Annotated in this window: 13 protein-coding genes; 8 read left to right on the forward strand and 5 right to left on the reverse strand. The window is 71.4% G+C overall.

The annotated features are described in order from the left end of the window. Positions 1-4: 4 nt before the first annotated feature. Genes AC6EXY_RS23490 through panC form a run of 3 tightly spaced genes read right to left on the reverse strand, consistent with a single transcriptional unit; the run spans position 5 to position 3185 of the window. The gene (locus AC6EXY_RS23490; RefSeq protein WP_499818156.1) at positions 5-838 is read right to left on the reverse strand and encodes a hypothetical protein; all 834 of its coding nucleotides are present in this window, start codon (positions 836-838) and stop codon (positions 5-7) included. Then, complete coding sequence (locus tag AC6EXY_RS23495; protein ID WP_101835702.1) at positions 835-2247, reverse strand: aldehyde dehydrogenase family protein; 1413 nt, start codon at positions 2245-2247, stop codon at positions 835-837. Before AC6EXY_RS23495 ends, AC6EXY_RS23490 begins: the two co-directional genes overlap by 4 nt. Next, positions 2244-3185, reverse strand: coding sequence for a pantoate--beta-alanine ligase (panC, locus tag AC6EXY_RS23500; protein ID WP_101835700.1), 942 nt, complete (start codon positions 3183-3185; stop codon positions 2244-2246). Before panC ends, AC6EXY_RS23495 begins: the two co-directional genes overlap by 4 nt. A gap of 263 nt (positions 3186-3448) precedes the next feature. Here panC and AC6EXY_RS23505 point away from each other — a divergent pair, with 263 nt between their 5' ends. From AC6EXY_RS23505 to AC6EXY_RS23520, 4 genes are all read left to right on the forward strand, one after another. Beyond that, a complete protein-coding gene (locus AC6EXY_RS23505) occupies positions 3449-4693 on the forward strand; it encodes a serine hydrolase domain-containing protein (RefSeq protein ID WP_165818655.1) in 1245 nt (414 codons plus the stop codon). A 725-nt stretch (positions 4694-5418) separates the two neighbouring features. Further along, positions 5419-6336: an amidohydrolase family protein gene (locus AC6EXY_RS23510; RefSeq protein WP_101835696.1), complete on the forward strand. Its 918-nt coding sequence runs from the start codon at positions 5419-5421 to the stop codon at positions 6334-6336. A 58-nt stretch (positions 6337-6394) separates the two neighbouring features. Further along, positions 6395-7300, forward strand: a complete 906-nt coding sequence (locus tag AC6EXY_RS23515) for an SDR family NAD(P)-dependent oxidoreductase (RefSeq protein WP_243408099.1) — start codon at positions 6395-6397, stop codon at positions 7298-7300. Positions 7301-7387: 87 nt separating this feature from the next. Further along, the gene (locus AC6EXY_RS23520) at positions 7388-9244 is read left to right on the forward strand and encodes a TIR domain-containing protein (RefSeq protein ID WP_499818157.1); all 1857 of its coding nucleotides are present in this window, start codon (positions 7388-7390) and stop codon (positions 9242-9244) included. A gap of 1240 nt (positions 9245-10484) precedes the next feature. On the opposite strand, the gene AC6EXY_RS23525 is transcribed toward AC6EXY_RS23520, so the two are convergent. Beyond that, positions 10485-11942, reverse strand: a complete 1458-nt coding sequence (locus AC6EXY_RS23525) for an NsdA family TPR-like regulatory protein (RefSeq protein ID WP_499818158.1) — start codon at positions 11940-11942, stop codon at positions 10485-10487. Between the two features lie 386 nt (positions 11943-12328). On the opposite strand from AC6EXY_RS23525, the gene AC6EXY_RS23530 reads away from it, so the two are divergent. The 4 genes from AC6EXY_RS23530 to AC6EXY_RS23545 all read left to right on the forward strand — a co-directional run bounded on the left by AC6EXY_RS23530 (position 12329) and on the right by AC6EXY_RS23545 (position 14619). Beyond that, complete coding sequence (locus AC6EXY_RS23530; RefSeq protein WP_499818159.1) at positions 12329-12769, forward strand: hypothetical protein; 441 nt, start codon at positions 12329-12331, stop codon at positions 12767-12769. Between the two features lie 122 nt (positions 12770-12891). Then, positions 12892-13131 carry a hypothetical protein gene (locus tag AC6EXY_RS23535; RefSeq protein WP_499818160.1) on the forward strand — a complete coding sequence of 80 codons (240 nt, stop codon included), beginning with the start codon at positions 12892-12894 and terminating at the stop codon, positions 13129-13131. Beyond that, positions 13128-13526 (forward strand): hypothetical protein, encoded by a 399-nt coding sequence (locus AC6EXY_RS23540; RefSeq protein WP_499818161.1) that lies wholly within the window; start codon positions 13128-13130, stop codon positions 13524-13526. Before AC6EXY_RS23535 ends, AC6EXY_RS23540 begins: the two co-directional genes overlap by 4 nt. A 574-nt stretch (positions 13527-14100) precedes the next feature. Continuing rightward, positions 14101-14619: a hypothetical protein gene (locus AC6EXY_RS23545; RefSeq protein WP_499818162.1), complete on the forward strand. Its 519-nt coding sequence runs from the start codon at positions 14101-14103 to the stop codon at positions 14617-14619. Here the strand turns inward: AC6EXY_RS23545 and AC6EXY_RS23550 are convergent. Further along, positions 14553-15554, reverse strand: coding sequence for a recombinase family protein (locus tag AC6EXY_RS23550; protein ID WP_499818163.1), 1002 nt, complete (start codon positions 15552-15554; stop codon positions 14553-14555). The two genes, AC6EXY_RS23545 and AC6EXY_RS23550, sit on opposite strands and share 67 nt — an antisense overlap. Between the last annotated feature and the right edge of the window lie 179 nt (positions 15555-15733).

Below are 15733 nucleotides of genomic sequence, written 5' to 3' on the forward strand. Positions count from 1 at the left end.
GGCGTCAGGCCAGCCGAGTCAGCTCTAGGAGATGGTCGTCGGGCTGGCCGGGTACCCGCGGATGGGCCGTGGCGAAACGGCGTCCGGCGGGCGTCGCCTCGACGACCAGGTCGTCGAGCTCGCCGGGGCGCAGCCGGTGCTCCCGTCCCCGCCCGACGTAGAAGGCGACCAGCGCCTCGGTCGGGATGTCACCGTGGCGCGACAGCACCGCGCCGAGCCAGGCCGCCGCGGGAGCGTAGTCGACGTCGTAGGCCGCCTCGTCGAACACGGCGTCGAGCTCGCCGCGGCGGGCGGCCTCGGCGAGCACCACGTGGTCGCGCTCGTACAGCCCGAGCCGGTAGCTCAGCCGGGCCCGCCCACCGACCCGCACCGCACCGGCCAGCGTCCGCAGGGCGCGCACCAGTTCCGCGCGGACGAACCTGTTGACGAGCCGGTCGGCCAGCACGAGATCGAAGCCGCCGTCGAACCCGGTCCCGCCGTCGAGAACGGTCCCGCCGTCGAGAACGGTCCCGCCGTCGAGAACGGTCCCTCCGGCGAGCGCGGTGCCGGTGTCGGTGACGTCGGCCAGGACGTGGCGGGCGCGGCCCGGGAGCAGGCGGTCGAGCGCGGCGAGCAGCACCGGGGAGAAGTCCGCGACGACCAGCTCCGCGCCGGCGTCGAGGGCCGCGCGGGCGAGCGCGACGGTGCTGGCGCCGACGAGCAGCACCCGCGCGCCGGGGGTGACGCCGTCGAGGTACTCCGCGCACGCGGCCGGGCCGGGCCCGCCGTCGTAGCCGCGGTTCCAGTAGTCGCCGCCCAGCCGGTCCCAGGCGGCGGCCTTCGCGTTGGTGATACTCAAAGGATCAACGTCCTTAGCCTCGTCATCTCCTCGATGGCGTACCGGGCGCCCTCGCGGCCCAGGCCGCTGTCCTTCACCCCGCCGAACGGGATGTTGGGCGATTCGAACTGCGGCCCGCCGTTCACGACGACCGCGCCGACGTCGAACAGCTCGCCGGCCCGGCGGGCCAGGTCGAGGCTGCGGGTGAAGATGCCGGCCTGCAGGCCGTAGCGGGTGCCGTTGACGACCGCCACCGCCTCGGCGAAGTCACGCACCCGGACCACCGGCGCCGTCGGGCCGAACGTCTCGAGGCGCACCAGGTCGGTGTCGGGCGGCACGTGGTCGAGGACGGTCGGCCAGTACTGGGCGCCGTGGCGTCTCGCCCCGCACAGCACCCGCGCGCCGGCGGCCACCGCGTCGATGACCCGCCGTTCGACGACGTCGGCGGCGGCGGCGTCGATCAGCGTGCCGACGTCGGTCGCCGGGTCCGCCGGATCGCCGACGACCAGCGCCGACGCGGCCTCGGCGAGCCGCTCGGCGACCTCGTCGGCCACGTCGGCGTGCGCGATGACGCGCTTGACACCCCGGCAGGACTGGCCGGACGTCGCGAAGGCGCCCGCGGCGGCCGCCGCCACTGCGGCGGGGACGTCCGCGTCGGCCATCACCACCAGCGCGCCGCTGTCGCCGAGCTCGTAGGTCTGCCGGATCATCCCGGCGGACGCGGCGAGCAGCCTGCCGACCCGGCTGCTGCCGGTGAACGTCAGCATGTCGACGTGCCCGGACGCCAGCAGCGCGTCGACGATCTCGGCGGGTTCGCCGCACACCAGCGCGGCCTGGTCGGGCGGCAGGCCGGCGCGCAGCAGCGTGTCAAGCAGGCGGATCGCGCTCAGCGGCGTCTTCTCCGACGGCTTCACGACGACCCGGTTGCCCGCCGCGAGCGCCGGGGCGACCTTGGTGACGACCTGGTTGAGCGGCCGGTTGAACGGGGTCACCGCGCAGACGACGCCGACCGGCTCCCGCGTCGTGATGGCCAGGCGGCGGGCCCGCGCCTCGGTGACGTCGGTGCGGATCGCCTCGCCGTGGACGCGCAGAGCCTCCTGCGCGCAGAACCGTAGCTGCGTGACGGCGCGGGTGACCTCGCGGTGGCCATCCCGGACGGCGAGCCCGGACTCCTGACTGATGAGGACGGCGACGTCGTCACGCTCGCGGTACAGCAGGTCCGCCGTCGCGGCGAGGATGGTGGCCCGGTCGTGGGCGGTGAGATCGCCGCGGCCGGCCGCGGCGAGCGCGCGCACGGCGTCGCGGGCCTGCTGCGGGCTCGCGCGCGTCACCGTCCCCACCACCGCCCCGGTGTACGGGTTGCGCACCTGCGCGGTCCCCACCCCAGGCGACCACCGCCCGTCCGCGAACAGCCCCATCGTCACGCTCATCGGTCAACCTCGGCGACGGCGACGTTGTCGATCAGACGGGCGCCACCGAGCCGGACGGCGGCGAAGACGCGCAGGTCCGCGACCGGGGTGTCCGCGCGGACCGGGCCGAGCTCGCGGGTGTGCACCTCGACGTACTCGACCCGGTCGAACCCGCTCGCCAGCAGCCGCGCGGCGATGTCCGTCTTGGTCGGGCCCGCGATCGCGGCACCGCCCTCGGCGATACGGCGGGCGCCACGGCGCAGCTCGGCGTACAGCGTGGGGGCGATCGCCCGCTGGGCGGCGTCGAGGTAGGTGTTGCGGCTGCTGAGCGCCAGGCCGTCGGAGTCGCGCACGGTCGGACAGGGCACCACCCCCACCGGCAGCGCGAGGTCCTCGGCCATCGCCCGGATGACGGCGTACTGCTGGTAGTCCTTCTCGCCCCAGTAGGTGCGGTCGCAGTCGACGAGGCGCAGCATCAGGTGGACCTCGGTGGTGACCCCGTCGAAGTGTCCCGGGCGGTGGCGCCCGCACAGCACCTCCGTCAGCCGGCGGACGACCACCCTGGTCCGGACGTCGCCGAGGCTCCGCTCGCCGGCCGGGAAGATGGTCCGGGTGGATGGGGCGAAGACCGCGTCACAGGACCGCTCGGCCAGCGCGCGGAAATCCGCCTCCTCGGTCCGGGGATAACGGTCGAAGTCCTCGTCGGGGCCGAACTGGATCGGATTGACGAACAACGTGAGAATAGCCTTTTCGCATTCCTTGCGGGCCGCGTCGACCAGGCTCAGATGGCCGCCGTGAAGCGCGCCCATCGTCATGACACAGCCAATGGAAGAACCGGCGTCCCGCCATTCCCGCGTCTGTTGACGTACATCGTCGATCGTGCGCAGGACCCTCAGCAACGCGCCCCCTCCACGGCCGTGCCGGGCATGCCGGCCAGGCGTCTTCGACGTGCTCCACATTCCACGCAGTGAGGATTTAACCGGATCCCTGGGGCGTGTCAACGGCCGGGATCCGTGTAACCCTCATCTCCTATCGCTCCATCAGGGTTTCCGCGCCGACGCCCGTTCCAGGTCGACGGCGGGCATTCTCGTCATGCGCGGCGACGGCCTCCGCCATGCGCCGGCCACAGGAACTCGCCGCACCCAAGGCCACAGGAAGTCGCCGAACTCGCCGTGCTCAGGCCACAGGAACTCGCCGTGTACGGCCGGAGGAAAGGATGCCGGTGGACAGAGACGCGGATCTGGGCACCGTCGCCGCACCGGAGGAGGTCGGGCTGTCGAGCGAGCGACTCGCCCGGATCGACCGGCTGCTGCGGGCGCAGGTGGACGGCGGCGAGCTGCCCGGCGCGGTCGCGCTGGTGTACCGCCGCGGCCAGGTCGCGTTCACCGCCCAGGCCGGCACCCTCGGCACCCTGCCCACGACACCACCACCGCCCGCCGGCGCCCGCGCGCCGATGACGCTCGACGCGATCTTCCGCGTCTACTCGATGACCAAGCCGATGACGAGCGTGCTCGCGCTGTCCCTGTTCGAGGACGGCCTGTTCGACCTCGGCGATCCGGTCGGACGGTTCCTGCCCGACCTCGCCGGCCTGCCGGTGGCCGAGGCCACGCCGGACGGCGACTACCGCCTCGTCGACGCGCACCGGGACATGACCATCCTCGACCTGCTGCGGCACACCTCCGGCATCGTCGGCGGCTACTACGGCACCCCGTGGATGCTGAAGTTGTACGAGCGGGCGGGCATCCGGGAGTTCGACCACACCGAGGCCGCCCACACCACGTCCAGCCAGGACCTCGTCGACGCGTTCGCCAAGCTGCCGCTGGCCATGCAGCCCGGCGCGCACTGGGAGTACGGCCGGTCCGGCGACATCGTCGGCCGACTGCTGGAGGTCGCCGGCGGCCAGCCGCTGGACGTGCTGCTCGCCGAGCGTGTGCTCACGCCCCTGGGCATGTCCGACACCGGCTTCCACGTCCCGCCGGACCAGGCTCACCGGATCGCCCAGCCCGCCGAGCCGTTCGGCGCCCACACGGTGCTGCGCGACCTCACCGCGCGACCGGGTTTCCTCTCCGGCGGCAGCGGGGCGTTCTCGACCGCGCGCGACTACCTGCGGTTCACCCGGATGCTGCTGGGCATGGGCGCCCTGGACGGCCGTCGGGTACTCAGCCGCAAGTCGGTCGAGCTGATGACGTCCGACCAGCTCGGCCCGCTGTACGGCTCGGGGCCCGACTACATGCCCCGCGCCGGCTACACGTTCGGCCTGGGCGTGGCGGTGCGCCGGGCTTTGGGTCCGTCGTCGGACGTGCTCGGCTCCCCCGGCGACTACTGGTGGATCGGGCGCGGCTCGACGAGCTTCTTCGTCGACCCAGCCGAGGACATGATCGGCCTGTTCCTGACCCAGCGGTACTGGCGGGCCCGGCACTACCAGCGCGTCTTCAAGAACGCCGTCTACCAGGCCGTCATCGACTAGCTCGCGCCTCGAATTGTGATCTTCATGGTGTCGTCGGGCCGCCGGTTGTGGCAGCGTTCTGGCAATGTCACGGCGGTCCGTGTCGCATAATCCGGGGCAAAGCGGACAGCGGACCCCGAGTTCGCGACACGGTGCCACTGTCCCCCGTGGGCTCTTCCCCCGCATGGGAAGTGCGCCCCCGCCGCGTGGGAAGTGAGCCTCCCGCGCGTGGGAAGTGAGCCCGACATGCGGCTCCGGGGAACGGCCGACGCCGCCACTGATCACGTCCGCTCCCGGCGACCGTCGCCGACGATGAGGTCGCGGGCCGGGACATGCGGGGCCGAGGCGCCGAGAAGATCGCGGCTCCGCTCGCGGCCTCACCGCCGCACTCGACGGCCCCGCCGCGCCCTCGGGCCACCCGGCCGTACCCGTCACCTGACGTGACCGCCGAGCCCGCCATCGGTCCGGGCAGCGGCCCTGGGGCAGCAACGCGGCGACAGAAAAGGTACCTCTATGCGCCACGTCACGCCCGCGTCCCGCCCGCGTCCCGCGCGGCTCGACTCGCGGTCGATCAGCCCGTTCCAGGCGTGTGCTCAGCCGGTACCGCGTGTCAGCCTCGTCCGCCACCGGACCGCGGGACGGTTCACGGCGTGACGCCGGCCACTCACGACCGTTGCGCTCCGCGGCGTCTCCTTGGATAGTTCGTCCTTAATAGGGACGAGCACGGACGCAGGGGAGGGATCTTCATGAGCACGCCGAACGACTCCGGCCGGTTCACCTTCATCGACGCGCACGTTCACCTCTGGGATCTGGCGAACGGCTGGTACCCCTTCTTCGAGCCGACCGAGCGCACCGACGACGTCGACCAGACGCTCGACGTCGACGAGCTCGGCATGGGCGACATGAGCGCGCTCAGGCGCAGCTACCTGACCGACGACTACCTCGGCGACACCGCCCGCTACGACATCCCGTCCGTCGTCCATGTGCACGCGACGACCGTCCCGACGGCCAACCTCGACGAGACACGGTGGCTGGCGAAGCTCGCCGCCGAGCGGGGGCTGATCCGCCGCCTCGTGGCCCAGGTCGACGGTTCGGCGGGCGCCGACGGCATCCGCCGCGAGCTCGAGCAGCACGCCGCCGAGTCCGACCTGTTCATCGGCGCCCGCCTGGTCGAGGGCATCGACTACGACTCCGACGCCGGGCGCGCGTTCGTCGGCACCCTCGACGAGCACGGCTGGGTGTACGACGCGGTCGCCCACGCCGGTGGCGGCATCCGCGAGCTGGCCGGGGTGGCGGCGCGCCATGAGGGCCTGACGATCATGCTGGAGCATGCCGGCTGGCCGCTGACCCGCGAGGGCACGTTCGAGACCTGGCGCACCGAGCTCGCGGAACTCGCGGCCCGGCCCAACGTCTGGCTCAAGCTCTCCGGGTTCGCGATGTGGCTGCACCGCATCGAGGCTTCCGACCTGCGCCCGTGGCTGGAGACCTGCGTCGAGACGTTCGGGCCGCAGCGCTGCGTCGTCGGGAGCAACTTCCCGATCGACTCGCTGTGGACCGACTTCGACGCCCTGCTCGGCACCTACCGCACGATCACCGAGCAGTACGGCGCCGAGGTCCAGCGCGGCCTGTTCGAAACGAACGTCCAGCGCGTCTACCGGTTCTAGGAAGCACGGCGACGCGATCCATCCAGTACGGAACACCGAAAGGGAGTCAGGCGTGGGCATGCTCGACGGCAAGGCGGTCGTCATCACCGGGGCCGGTCGCGGGATCGGCGCCGCGTATGCGGAGGACTGCGCGCGCCACGGCGCGTCGGTGGTCGTCAACGACCTCGACCTCGACGTCGCCGAGGAGGTCACGGCGGCGATCGTCGACGCCGGCGGCACCGCGGTCACCGAACAGGCCGACATCCGCGTCTCGAAGGACGCGGGCCGCCTCATCGACCGCTGCGTCCAGGAGTTCGGCCGCATCGACGGGTTAGTGAACAACGCCGGCGTCTTCCGGATGGGCCTGCTCGACGAGCAGGACGAGGACGAGCTGCGCGAGCTCGTCGAGACCAACATCGTGGGCACGTTCCTGTGCGCGTCCGCTGCCGCGAAGCGGATGAAGGCCCAGGGCTCCGGCTCGATCGTCAACATCACCTCGGGCGCGCACGCCGGCATCCCGATGATGGGCGCCTACGGCGCGACGAAGGGCGCCGCCGCGTCCGCCGTCTACGCCTGGGCGCAGGAACTCGCCGGAACCGGCGTCCGGGTGAACGCCGTCTCCCCCCAGGGACGCACCCGGATGTCCGACATCACCGCCGATTTCCTCGTGTCGCACGGCCTCCCCCTCTACCCCGGCACCCAGCCGGAGGCCGAGGCGAACACCCCCGCCGTCGTCTTCCTGCTCTCCGACGCCGCGGCCGACGTCACCGGCCAGGTCGTCCGCATCGAGGGCTCGCAGCTCGCCCTGATGTCGCATCCGTGCGTGCTGCTGCCGTTCCCGACCCGGGAGAACGGCTGGACGGCCGAGGAGGTCCAGGCCGCCTTCGCCACCGACCTCGCCGCCCGCCAGCAGCCCCTGGGCATCCACGGCCTCGTCGGCGAGATCAAGGGCATCTCCTCGGTCTTCTGGTCCGACGACGAGTAGCGCCCGCGCGGGACCGCACGCGACCACGTATCTCCGAGATCCACCCGAATAGCTCGAGTGGTCGCACTATGTGGCACTCTGCCGACCATGGGGGATCGGTCGGAAACGCCGGGTCATCGCGACTTCTTCATCTGCTACGCCGAGGACGAGACCGGTCTCACCTGGGCGGAGTGGATCTCCTGGACCCTGGAGGGGTCCGGGGCCGCTGACGGCGCGGGCGGGTCTGGCCAGACGTTCAGCGTGTGGGTGAGGCATTGGGACTCCGTCAGCGGCGACAACATCGTCGAGCGGATCCAGGTCGGCCTGCGCCAGGCGGACCGTGTCATCGTGCTGCTCTCGCGGACCTTCCTGGACCGGACATCGCCCAGCATCACGCAGGCAGCCTGGCGGACCATCTGGCGGCAGGACCCGGACAGCGCCGCCCGCCGGGTCCTGCCGGTTCGGATCGACGACTGCGACCCCGACGGCCTGCTTGGCGAACTCCAGACGATCGACCTGGTCGGCCTGACCGAGCACGAGGCGACCTCGCGACTGCTCGCCGGCATCAACGCGGCGATCCGAGGCCGCGACAAGCCCGCCACCAAGCCCGCCTTCCCCGGCCTGACGGACGACAAGCCCGCCCCGACCATCACGACGGGTCCACCGCGGTCCATCTCCGGCCCCCGCGTCCGACGGGGGTGGGCGGACTTCGCCCCTGTCGGCCTCGACGTCGACGATCAGCGGGCTGGCCGGCCGGGACGGGAGACGCCGCTGAGCAAGATCGATCAGATCACCCGACTGCGGCATCCGCGAGCCGAGGTCCATCTGGTCAGCGCGAACGGATCGATGCCGGCGCATCTGTGGGTGCGGGAGCGTGACGACGCGGGATTCGACTCCGAGCGGGTCGTCGTCGCCTGCGAGGAGCCGATCAGCGCGGAGGTCGTCGACCGGATCGCGGCGCAGGCGGCGGGCAGCTACCAGGCCGGGGTGGGCGGGGTGGCCGGGCTGCGGATCATCATCGTGTACTTCGGCGACAGGGCGGCCGACGAGCCGCTCCTGCGCTATGCGAACAGCCGCTTCGTCGGGCTGCGCAGCCTGGTCGAGTACCAGGGGATCCTGGACTTCCGGGACTACGTCGCCCGGCAGACCGAACGCCTGGAACGCGACCCGCTCTACCCGCCCGCGCTCTACATCCCCCAGCGGCTGACCCGCATCGACCGCTCGTCGTCGCCGACCGTCGACAACGCCCTCGACGAGGTGGTCGACTGGCTGAGCACCGACGGGCCGCGCTTCACCCTGCTGCTCGGCGACCCGGGCCGCGGCAAGACCTTCCTGCTCCATCAGCTCGCCCGGCTACTGCCCGACCGCCTGCCACATCTGACGCCGATGCTCGTCGAGCTGCGGGACCTCGACAAGTCCCTCAGCCTCGACCAGCTCATCGCCTCCCATCTGGCCGACGCGAGTGACGTGCGCTTCGAACGCAACGCCTTCCGCTACCTGCTGCGGGAGGGCCGGATCGCGCTGCTGTTCGACGGCTACGACGAGCTGGCCGTCCGCGTCAGCTACGCCCGCGCCGCCGAGCACCTGACCACCCTGCTCGGGGCCGCCGAAGGCAATGCCAAGGTCGTCGTGACCAGCCGCACCCAGCATTTCCTGACCGACCAGGACGTCCGCACCGCCCTCGGCACCCGCGTCGAGATGATCACCGGTAACCGTCTGGCCCGCCTGGAATCCTTCACCCGCGACCAGGTCCACCAGTTCCTCGCCCGGCGCTACCGCGCCGAGCTCACCGCCACGGCACCCGAGCACGGCACCGACGACCCCGGCAGTCTGGACGAGCCCGGCCGTCTGGACGAGCTCGCCGGCCAGCGGGCCAACCGGCGGATGACGTTCCTGGCCAGCATCGAGGACCTGTCCGGCCTCGCTTCCAAGCACAGGATTCGCGAAGTTGCCTATTCCCCCTAAAGATCTACATCCCTTCTACCTGCGGTTTCTCGACACCGGGTGAGGCACGCCACATCCGCGATACCGGTGGTCGGCGGCGGGGTGTGGGCGAAGCGTCGGACGCACCTGGCGTCGGTGGCCCTTCTCGTGTGGGGCGGGGCTTCGGGTCGGCTGGGCCGGGAGCTGCGGTTGGCGTTGGGTGCGGTGCGCGTGGGTGCCGCCAGGCTGGCGGGGCGTGTCGTGACCGGTCCCTGTGCTCGGTGAGTGGCTGGCGGCCGAGTCACGCGCGGCACCTCCTGGCGCGAGGGTCCGGCGGCCGTCTTGCCGAGGTGTCCGCGGTCGTCCGTGATGTCGCCTGCCGGGGTGAGTTCGCGCTCTGCGGCGCGGTCGCTCGAGTGGAGGGGCGGTCCTCGCTGGGCGCGGCGCGCTCATGCGGTCGGACGGCTCGGAAGCGGGGGCAAACTCGAGGTTGATCAACGACGGTAACGTCTCGACAGTTCCGTTTCGTCGCAGCATTAACGAAACCCCTGCAACGAAACTATGGAACGAAACGATTGGCCGTGCTCGTCGTATGGGCGGCGCGGCCTGCGTCGGCACTGCTCTGAGCTGCAAGGATACCCGTGCGCGGGCTTCGGGGGCGCGGACGGCCCGGAACTCGAGTCGGCGGGAGCGGTCCGGCTGGTTCGGCGGCGCGGACGGCCCGGAACTCGAGTCGGCAGGGGCGGTCCGGCTGGTTCGGGGGCGCCGAACGCAAGGAGAGAGCCTCGGGTCTTGTCGGCCCCTCCATTTTTTCGTCCTTTCCCGACGGCGCTTGGCTTTAGCGGAGTGGTGGGTGGGTCAAGGGTCATCCGAAGGATGATCGCGTAGCGACGCGTAGCGCCCTTGACGTGGCCGCCGGTCCGTTAAACGATTCTGCGCCAGCGGGAAAGGGGGAAACCTACTGGCAGCGACCAATGCGACTTTTCGGGCTGTGACCGGTGTCCAACCCGCTGGATCCGCTGTCGCGGTGCGCTCGGTTTCCCGGATGTTCCTGGCGCTGGGTGGGCTGTGACGCTCCGACGCGTCGACACTCCCGACACTCCCGCGGGGCCGACGCTCCGGCGGGGTGGCCGACCAACGGGAGGCCGGGGCCCCGCCGTGTGCGGCGAGGTCCGCGGGCGTGGCGCGTGTGGCGGCGCGGCGCGTGCGGCACCGCCCACCGGCGGCCCGAAGGGCCGCCCTTGAACAGGTACAGAAAGTCTGCGACAGCACTTTGCCCTCGTCAGGGGCTTGGAGCGCCGATGATCGTGCGGGCGTGTTCGGTGAGGTCGTCGGCTCCGGGGTGGCGGGTGGCGCGGATCTCTCGGCAGGCTTCGGCGATGTAGTCGTGGGTGCGGGCCGAGCTGAAGGGCGCGGCGTCGTCGATGGTCTGGTGCGCGATGGTGAGCGCGGTTTCGGGCGCGCCGGCTCGGGCGTGGGCGACGGCGAGCTTGGAGCGGAAGAAGACGAGGTCGCGGGGCATGTCGTGGGCGATGTTGTCGGTGGCGGGTTGCAGGTAGGAGACGGCGGCGTCGGGGCTGCCGGCGGAGATCATCGCGGTTCCGGTGTAGTAGGCGATGGTGTGGGCGGATGCCCAGTAGACGTAGGGCGGTGCTCCGTCGGGGCGGGCGTGGTCGATGTAGGTGTGGGCTTCGTCAGCGGCGGCTCGGGTGGCGTCGCGGTTGCCGGCCTGTCCGTGGGCGACGGCGAGTTGTCCGGCGATGACGGCGTTCTCGGTCGGGGTGAGTCGGCCGCGTGTTCCGGCGCGTGCGGAGCGTAGGAGTTCGACGGCGGTGGGGGCGTCGTCGAGGTCGCAGGCTTGCGCGGCCATGCACCGGAGGATGTTGGCAGCGATGCCGGGGTTGTCGGCATCGTGCGCGGCGCGTAGCCCGGTGAGGTAGAGGCGTTGGGCGGTGGTGTGGTCGCCGCTGTCCTGGGCGGTCCATCCGGCCATGCGGGCGAGTTCGGCGGCGATGCCGTGGAGGGCCTGGCCGTCGGATTGGGTGTAGCTGGCGTTGCGTAGGACGCGGACGACAAGCCGGAGCTGTTCGAGGATCATGCCGTTGACAGCCTGTCCGCCGAGTTTGTCGTCCAGGCGGCGTAGGGCGTCCATGGTGGTGGTGAGGTCGGCGATGACGGCGGCGTCGGCGCGGCGTCCGGACAGGGTGGCGGCGATGCGGGCGGGGTCGGCCACGAGCCATTCCCGGGCCGCGTCGAGGAGCGTGAGGCCCGTAAGAGCGGTGAACTCGCGGCGATCGATGCTCGTCACCTCCTCCCACGCGTCGCTCAGTCCGTGGGTGGCCCAGAGCTTGCGGACCCACTCATCGTCTGTGGCTGGCGGACCGGAGAGCAAGACACGGTGTGTGACGGTCACGGCACCGTTGGCCTCACGGGTGCAGAAGCCCAGGTCAACGCGGTTGAGGCCCATGGTGTGGGTGTAGGCGGCTTGCCAGTCCTCGCCGGGGAAGGCCCATCCGCGTTCGTGGCGGCGGATGGTCTGTTCGTTCGCGATCGGCGGGGTGAACGGCACGTCGATGCTGCGGATGGTGCGGATTTTGCGGGTGAGGGTGGCGCGGCTCCAGCCGAGAGCGTCGCGGGCGTCGCGCAGGCGCTGCGGGTCCCATCCGGGGTGGCGTGCGCGCAGTGTGGCGGCGCGTTCCTGTTCGGCGGTGGTGGATCGGGACCGCACGGTGGTGGGCATCGCTTCTCCGCTGGTGGGCACACAAGGGGTTGGGGAAAGCGTAACGAGCCGGTGACAGGTTTCCGAGGGATCGGGAGTGGTCCGCGGGCGGAAAGGCCCTGACTCTTTCCTGACCCTCCCTGGCGAAGAGGGTCACGGGCGGGTGCGGAAAGTGTTAGGTCACGACCCCCACTGCGTTTACGGTCCGTGACAGGGCCGTGGCCGAACGGGGATTTTCGGGTCACGCTTGCCGTGTGGCCCTGGGGCGGACGCTCGGGGCCGAGGTCCTGTCCTACCCGCGGGCCCGCAGGCGCGCCCGGTGCGCTCCAGAGCCCGGATGACGCGCGGTTCCCCCTGCGAAGAAACCCGCGGGTAGGGCAGCCTCCTACGTTCTGTGGATCGGAGTGATGGTGATGGTGGATCGGTTGTCGGCGGCGGCGTTCGGGCTGGTGCCGTCGGGTCAGTTGTTCGCTCGGGAGTTGCACGCCGCGCCTCGGGTGGGGCTGCGTCCGGAGCAGATGCCGGGGCTGGTGGACTCGTGCACGGTGTACACGGCGGACGCGGATCTATTGATGGCGCGGATGGCGGGTTCGGTGGCGCGGATTCACCGGGTGATGTTCGCGGAGAAGCTGCCGGGTACGGCGGAGCTGGACGTGGTCGACAAGCTGCTGGTCGGCTGGTCGTACCAGGCGTTGGACCTGGGTCGCACCTGGGTGCGCCACCGGGTGAACGGCCTGCGCGACCTCGACACCGACCAGGTCCGGCGCATCTCCGAGGTACACGGGGCCGTGACGGCGCTGCTGGCGGGCGAGATGCGCAAGAGCCCGGTGGAGCAGGCGGCGGCCTGACCCCTGATCGGCCTGGCCGCCTGCCGTTCGGTGAGCGCCACGGGTGGGCGGGCAGGCCCCTGACCGTGCGAAAGGCAGGTCATGTGATGGCGGTGACGGTGTCGCGGACGCGGTGTGCGTCGGTGGCTGCGGGCGGGCTGGCGGCGCGGGTCAAGGCCGGCGCTCCGGCTGGTGGTGTGCCGGTGGGGTCGATGGTGTGGGGTATCGCGATGGTCGATGCCGTCCGGACGGTGACGGGGATGATCGGCCCGTTCACGTCGGCGACGGCGGCGCACGCCCACGCCGAAGAGCACTGCCGGGGCCGGTGGGTGGTGGCACCGATGCTGTGCCTGCCCGTGCCGGACGGGGACCCGGTCCGGTGAGACGACGACGGCCCGACCCGGGCGGCGGGGCGTCACGGCGACGGCGCGGTGTCGGCTCCGAGGACGCGGCGGCGTCGTTCGTGGAACGTCTCGGCCTGGTGCTGGCCGCGCGCATCGCTACCGAGCTGCCCGACGTCGACCGGGAGGTGATCGGCGACGTGGTGGCCCGCACGCTCGGCCTGTTGGCAGGGGCGGCGGCGGTGAACCGGGCGCATCCGCTGACCGACCCGGCGGTATACGTGATGGCCCACGCGCTGCACGACCCGTCGTTGCACGCGGCCTTGGCCACGGCCCGGTTGGAGCTTCCCGGCCTGACCGTCGACGTCGCCTCGTTCACCAGGCAGGCGGCACGGTTCCGCCCGGTGGACGGGCAGGAACCACCGTCGGGGCGGTGACGGCGATCTGATGCACGCGGCGGGACAGGACCACGCCTTCCCGCCGCATCCCCGGGAGACACACCCCGGCCCTTCCCCTGGCCGCACAGGGCGGGGTGTGTCTCCCCGCGGTGGCCGATCCGCTCCGGCCACCGTCACAGGCCCCGGACCGCAGCGCACCCCCCGGCTGCGGTCCGGGGCCTCGCTGCGTCCGGGCCGCACCCCCCGGTGCAAGGTCGGCTCCGAGTGGACTCCGGCTCTGCTCCGACTCCACCCGAATCCGATTCGGCTCCCGGTGCACTACGGCTGTACTCCGGCTGTACTCCGGGTCTACTCCGGGTGGAATACCCCGGCTCGGCTCCGATTCCAGTCCGTCTCCACTCCGCGTCAAACCCGTGAAATCAACGGCTCCAGTCGCTTTACGAGAAAGGAAATTGGCGTCAGGGTAGATGGGGCGGGAAACATTCCGGTTTCCCGGTTCTCCCCTCTGACCCTGGGGGCTTTCCATGCCGCGTCGTGGCTGTCGCCGAACACCCGAACCCGTCCGCCGATCGCCGCTGACGGGCTCACCGATCCCGGACGCGGTGTGGGCCTGATGCGCACACGACGTCGCCCGACGACCGGTGCCCCCGGCGGGTCGGGGATGGCCGGTGAACGGTTCCTTCCCTTCGACGACGAACCCGACGAGACGCCACCCGACCCCGCGCCCGTCGACGCGGGCGGCTGTGCGCCTGCGGGGCTGCCGGTCGCCGTGACGAGTACCGAAGGTTCCGCGGTGCCGGGCTCGTCCGCGGTGCCGGGCTCGTCCACCGGGCCGGACACGGTGCCCGCCGCGGTGGGGGTGGGCGGGCGGGCCACCCCGGTCCCTCCGCCGGTGTCCCGGCCGGGGGCGGTGCCCGAGGAAGCGCGTTCGTCGGGTGGTGGGCGGTTGTCGGCGGAGGCGGTGGCGTGGGGGCGGGCTCAGGCGGTGAACGCTCCGGCGTGGTCGGCGGAGAAACGCCGTCGGGTGGCGGCGCTTCTCGGCCTGGTGCTGCCCGGCGACGGTGGCTACTCGCGCCAGACAAGCTCCAACAGGTCGGGGTTGAACGCTCGGCGGCCCTTCCCGGCCGGGTAGACAACGACGGCGTGAAGGTGCTCGGCGAGGATCGCGCGCTGATGCGGCAACGTGTAGCTCTCCCACTCAGCTTCGATGTCGGCCGGGCGAGAGTGCGCCTTGGCGGCCTTCACCTGGTAGGCGTTACGGTCCGCCACCAGGTCCTGTTCCTGTTCGCGTAGCTCGGCGATCACGGGAAAGTAGTCCTGTGGGCCGATCAGGCGCGGCCGTGCGGTCCACGCGGCGTTCGTCTCGGCGATCGTGCGCTGCACGTCGTCCAACTCGCCCTGACGCGCCCACGGGCCTATCTCGGCGGTGGCCTGCGCGGTCTCCATCGCCACCTTCGCGAACACGGCGGCCAACACGAACTCCTCCGTGGCCGGACCGTTCCGACCGATCTTCCCGCATCCACCCTGAGCCGAGCTGGGGCAGCTATAAGTGTGAGTCCTGCGGGTGCCCGACGGTGGCTTACAGACCATGCTGTGTCCGCACAACCCGCACTTCGCGATGGAGGTCAGCAGGTATTTGCGGGCGTTGTTCCCTCGGCTGGCGATCGTGCGATCACCGATCACGGCGATCATCGCCTCCCACTCCTCGACGCTGACGATCGGCTCCCACTGGCCGACGACCTGCTCGACGCTGACCTGCCCGTCCTTCCGTACCCGGCGGGTCACCACCTCCATCCGCTCGGCCACCTGCCCCCGCCCGTTCGGGGCCTGAACCCTGCGGCCACGCAGACCACACAGACGCGGGTTGCGCAGCATCTGAATCATGGTCGTCTTCTGCCAGCGGGCCCCCAGGGTGCCGCGTAGACCGGCGTCGTTCCACTCCCGTACCAGTGCCGGGATCGGCACGCCCTGGGTGACCCGGCGAACCGCGATGCGGATTGCTTCCGCTTCGGCGGGTTCCAACGTCCGCTTGTCGACCTTCCACCCGAACGGACGGGTACTGCCCACCGGAACACCCCGCTCCGCCTGCTGGCGGTGCGCACGCGTCACCCGACGCGAGGTGTCCATTCACGGGTGAGTGACAGCGGTCCGCTGAGCTGGGCGTTTGTGTTGGGGTGACACGTTGTGGTTGTTGCTTGATCGTGGCTGTGGGGCGTGGATGATCTGGGTTTGTGGCTGACCTGTCC

This window comes from Frankia sp. RB5, from assembly GCF_059816245.1.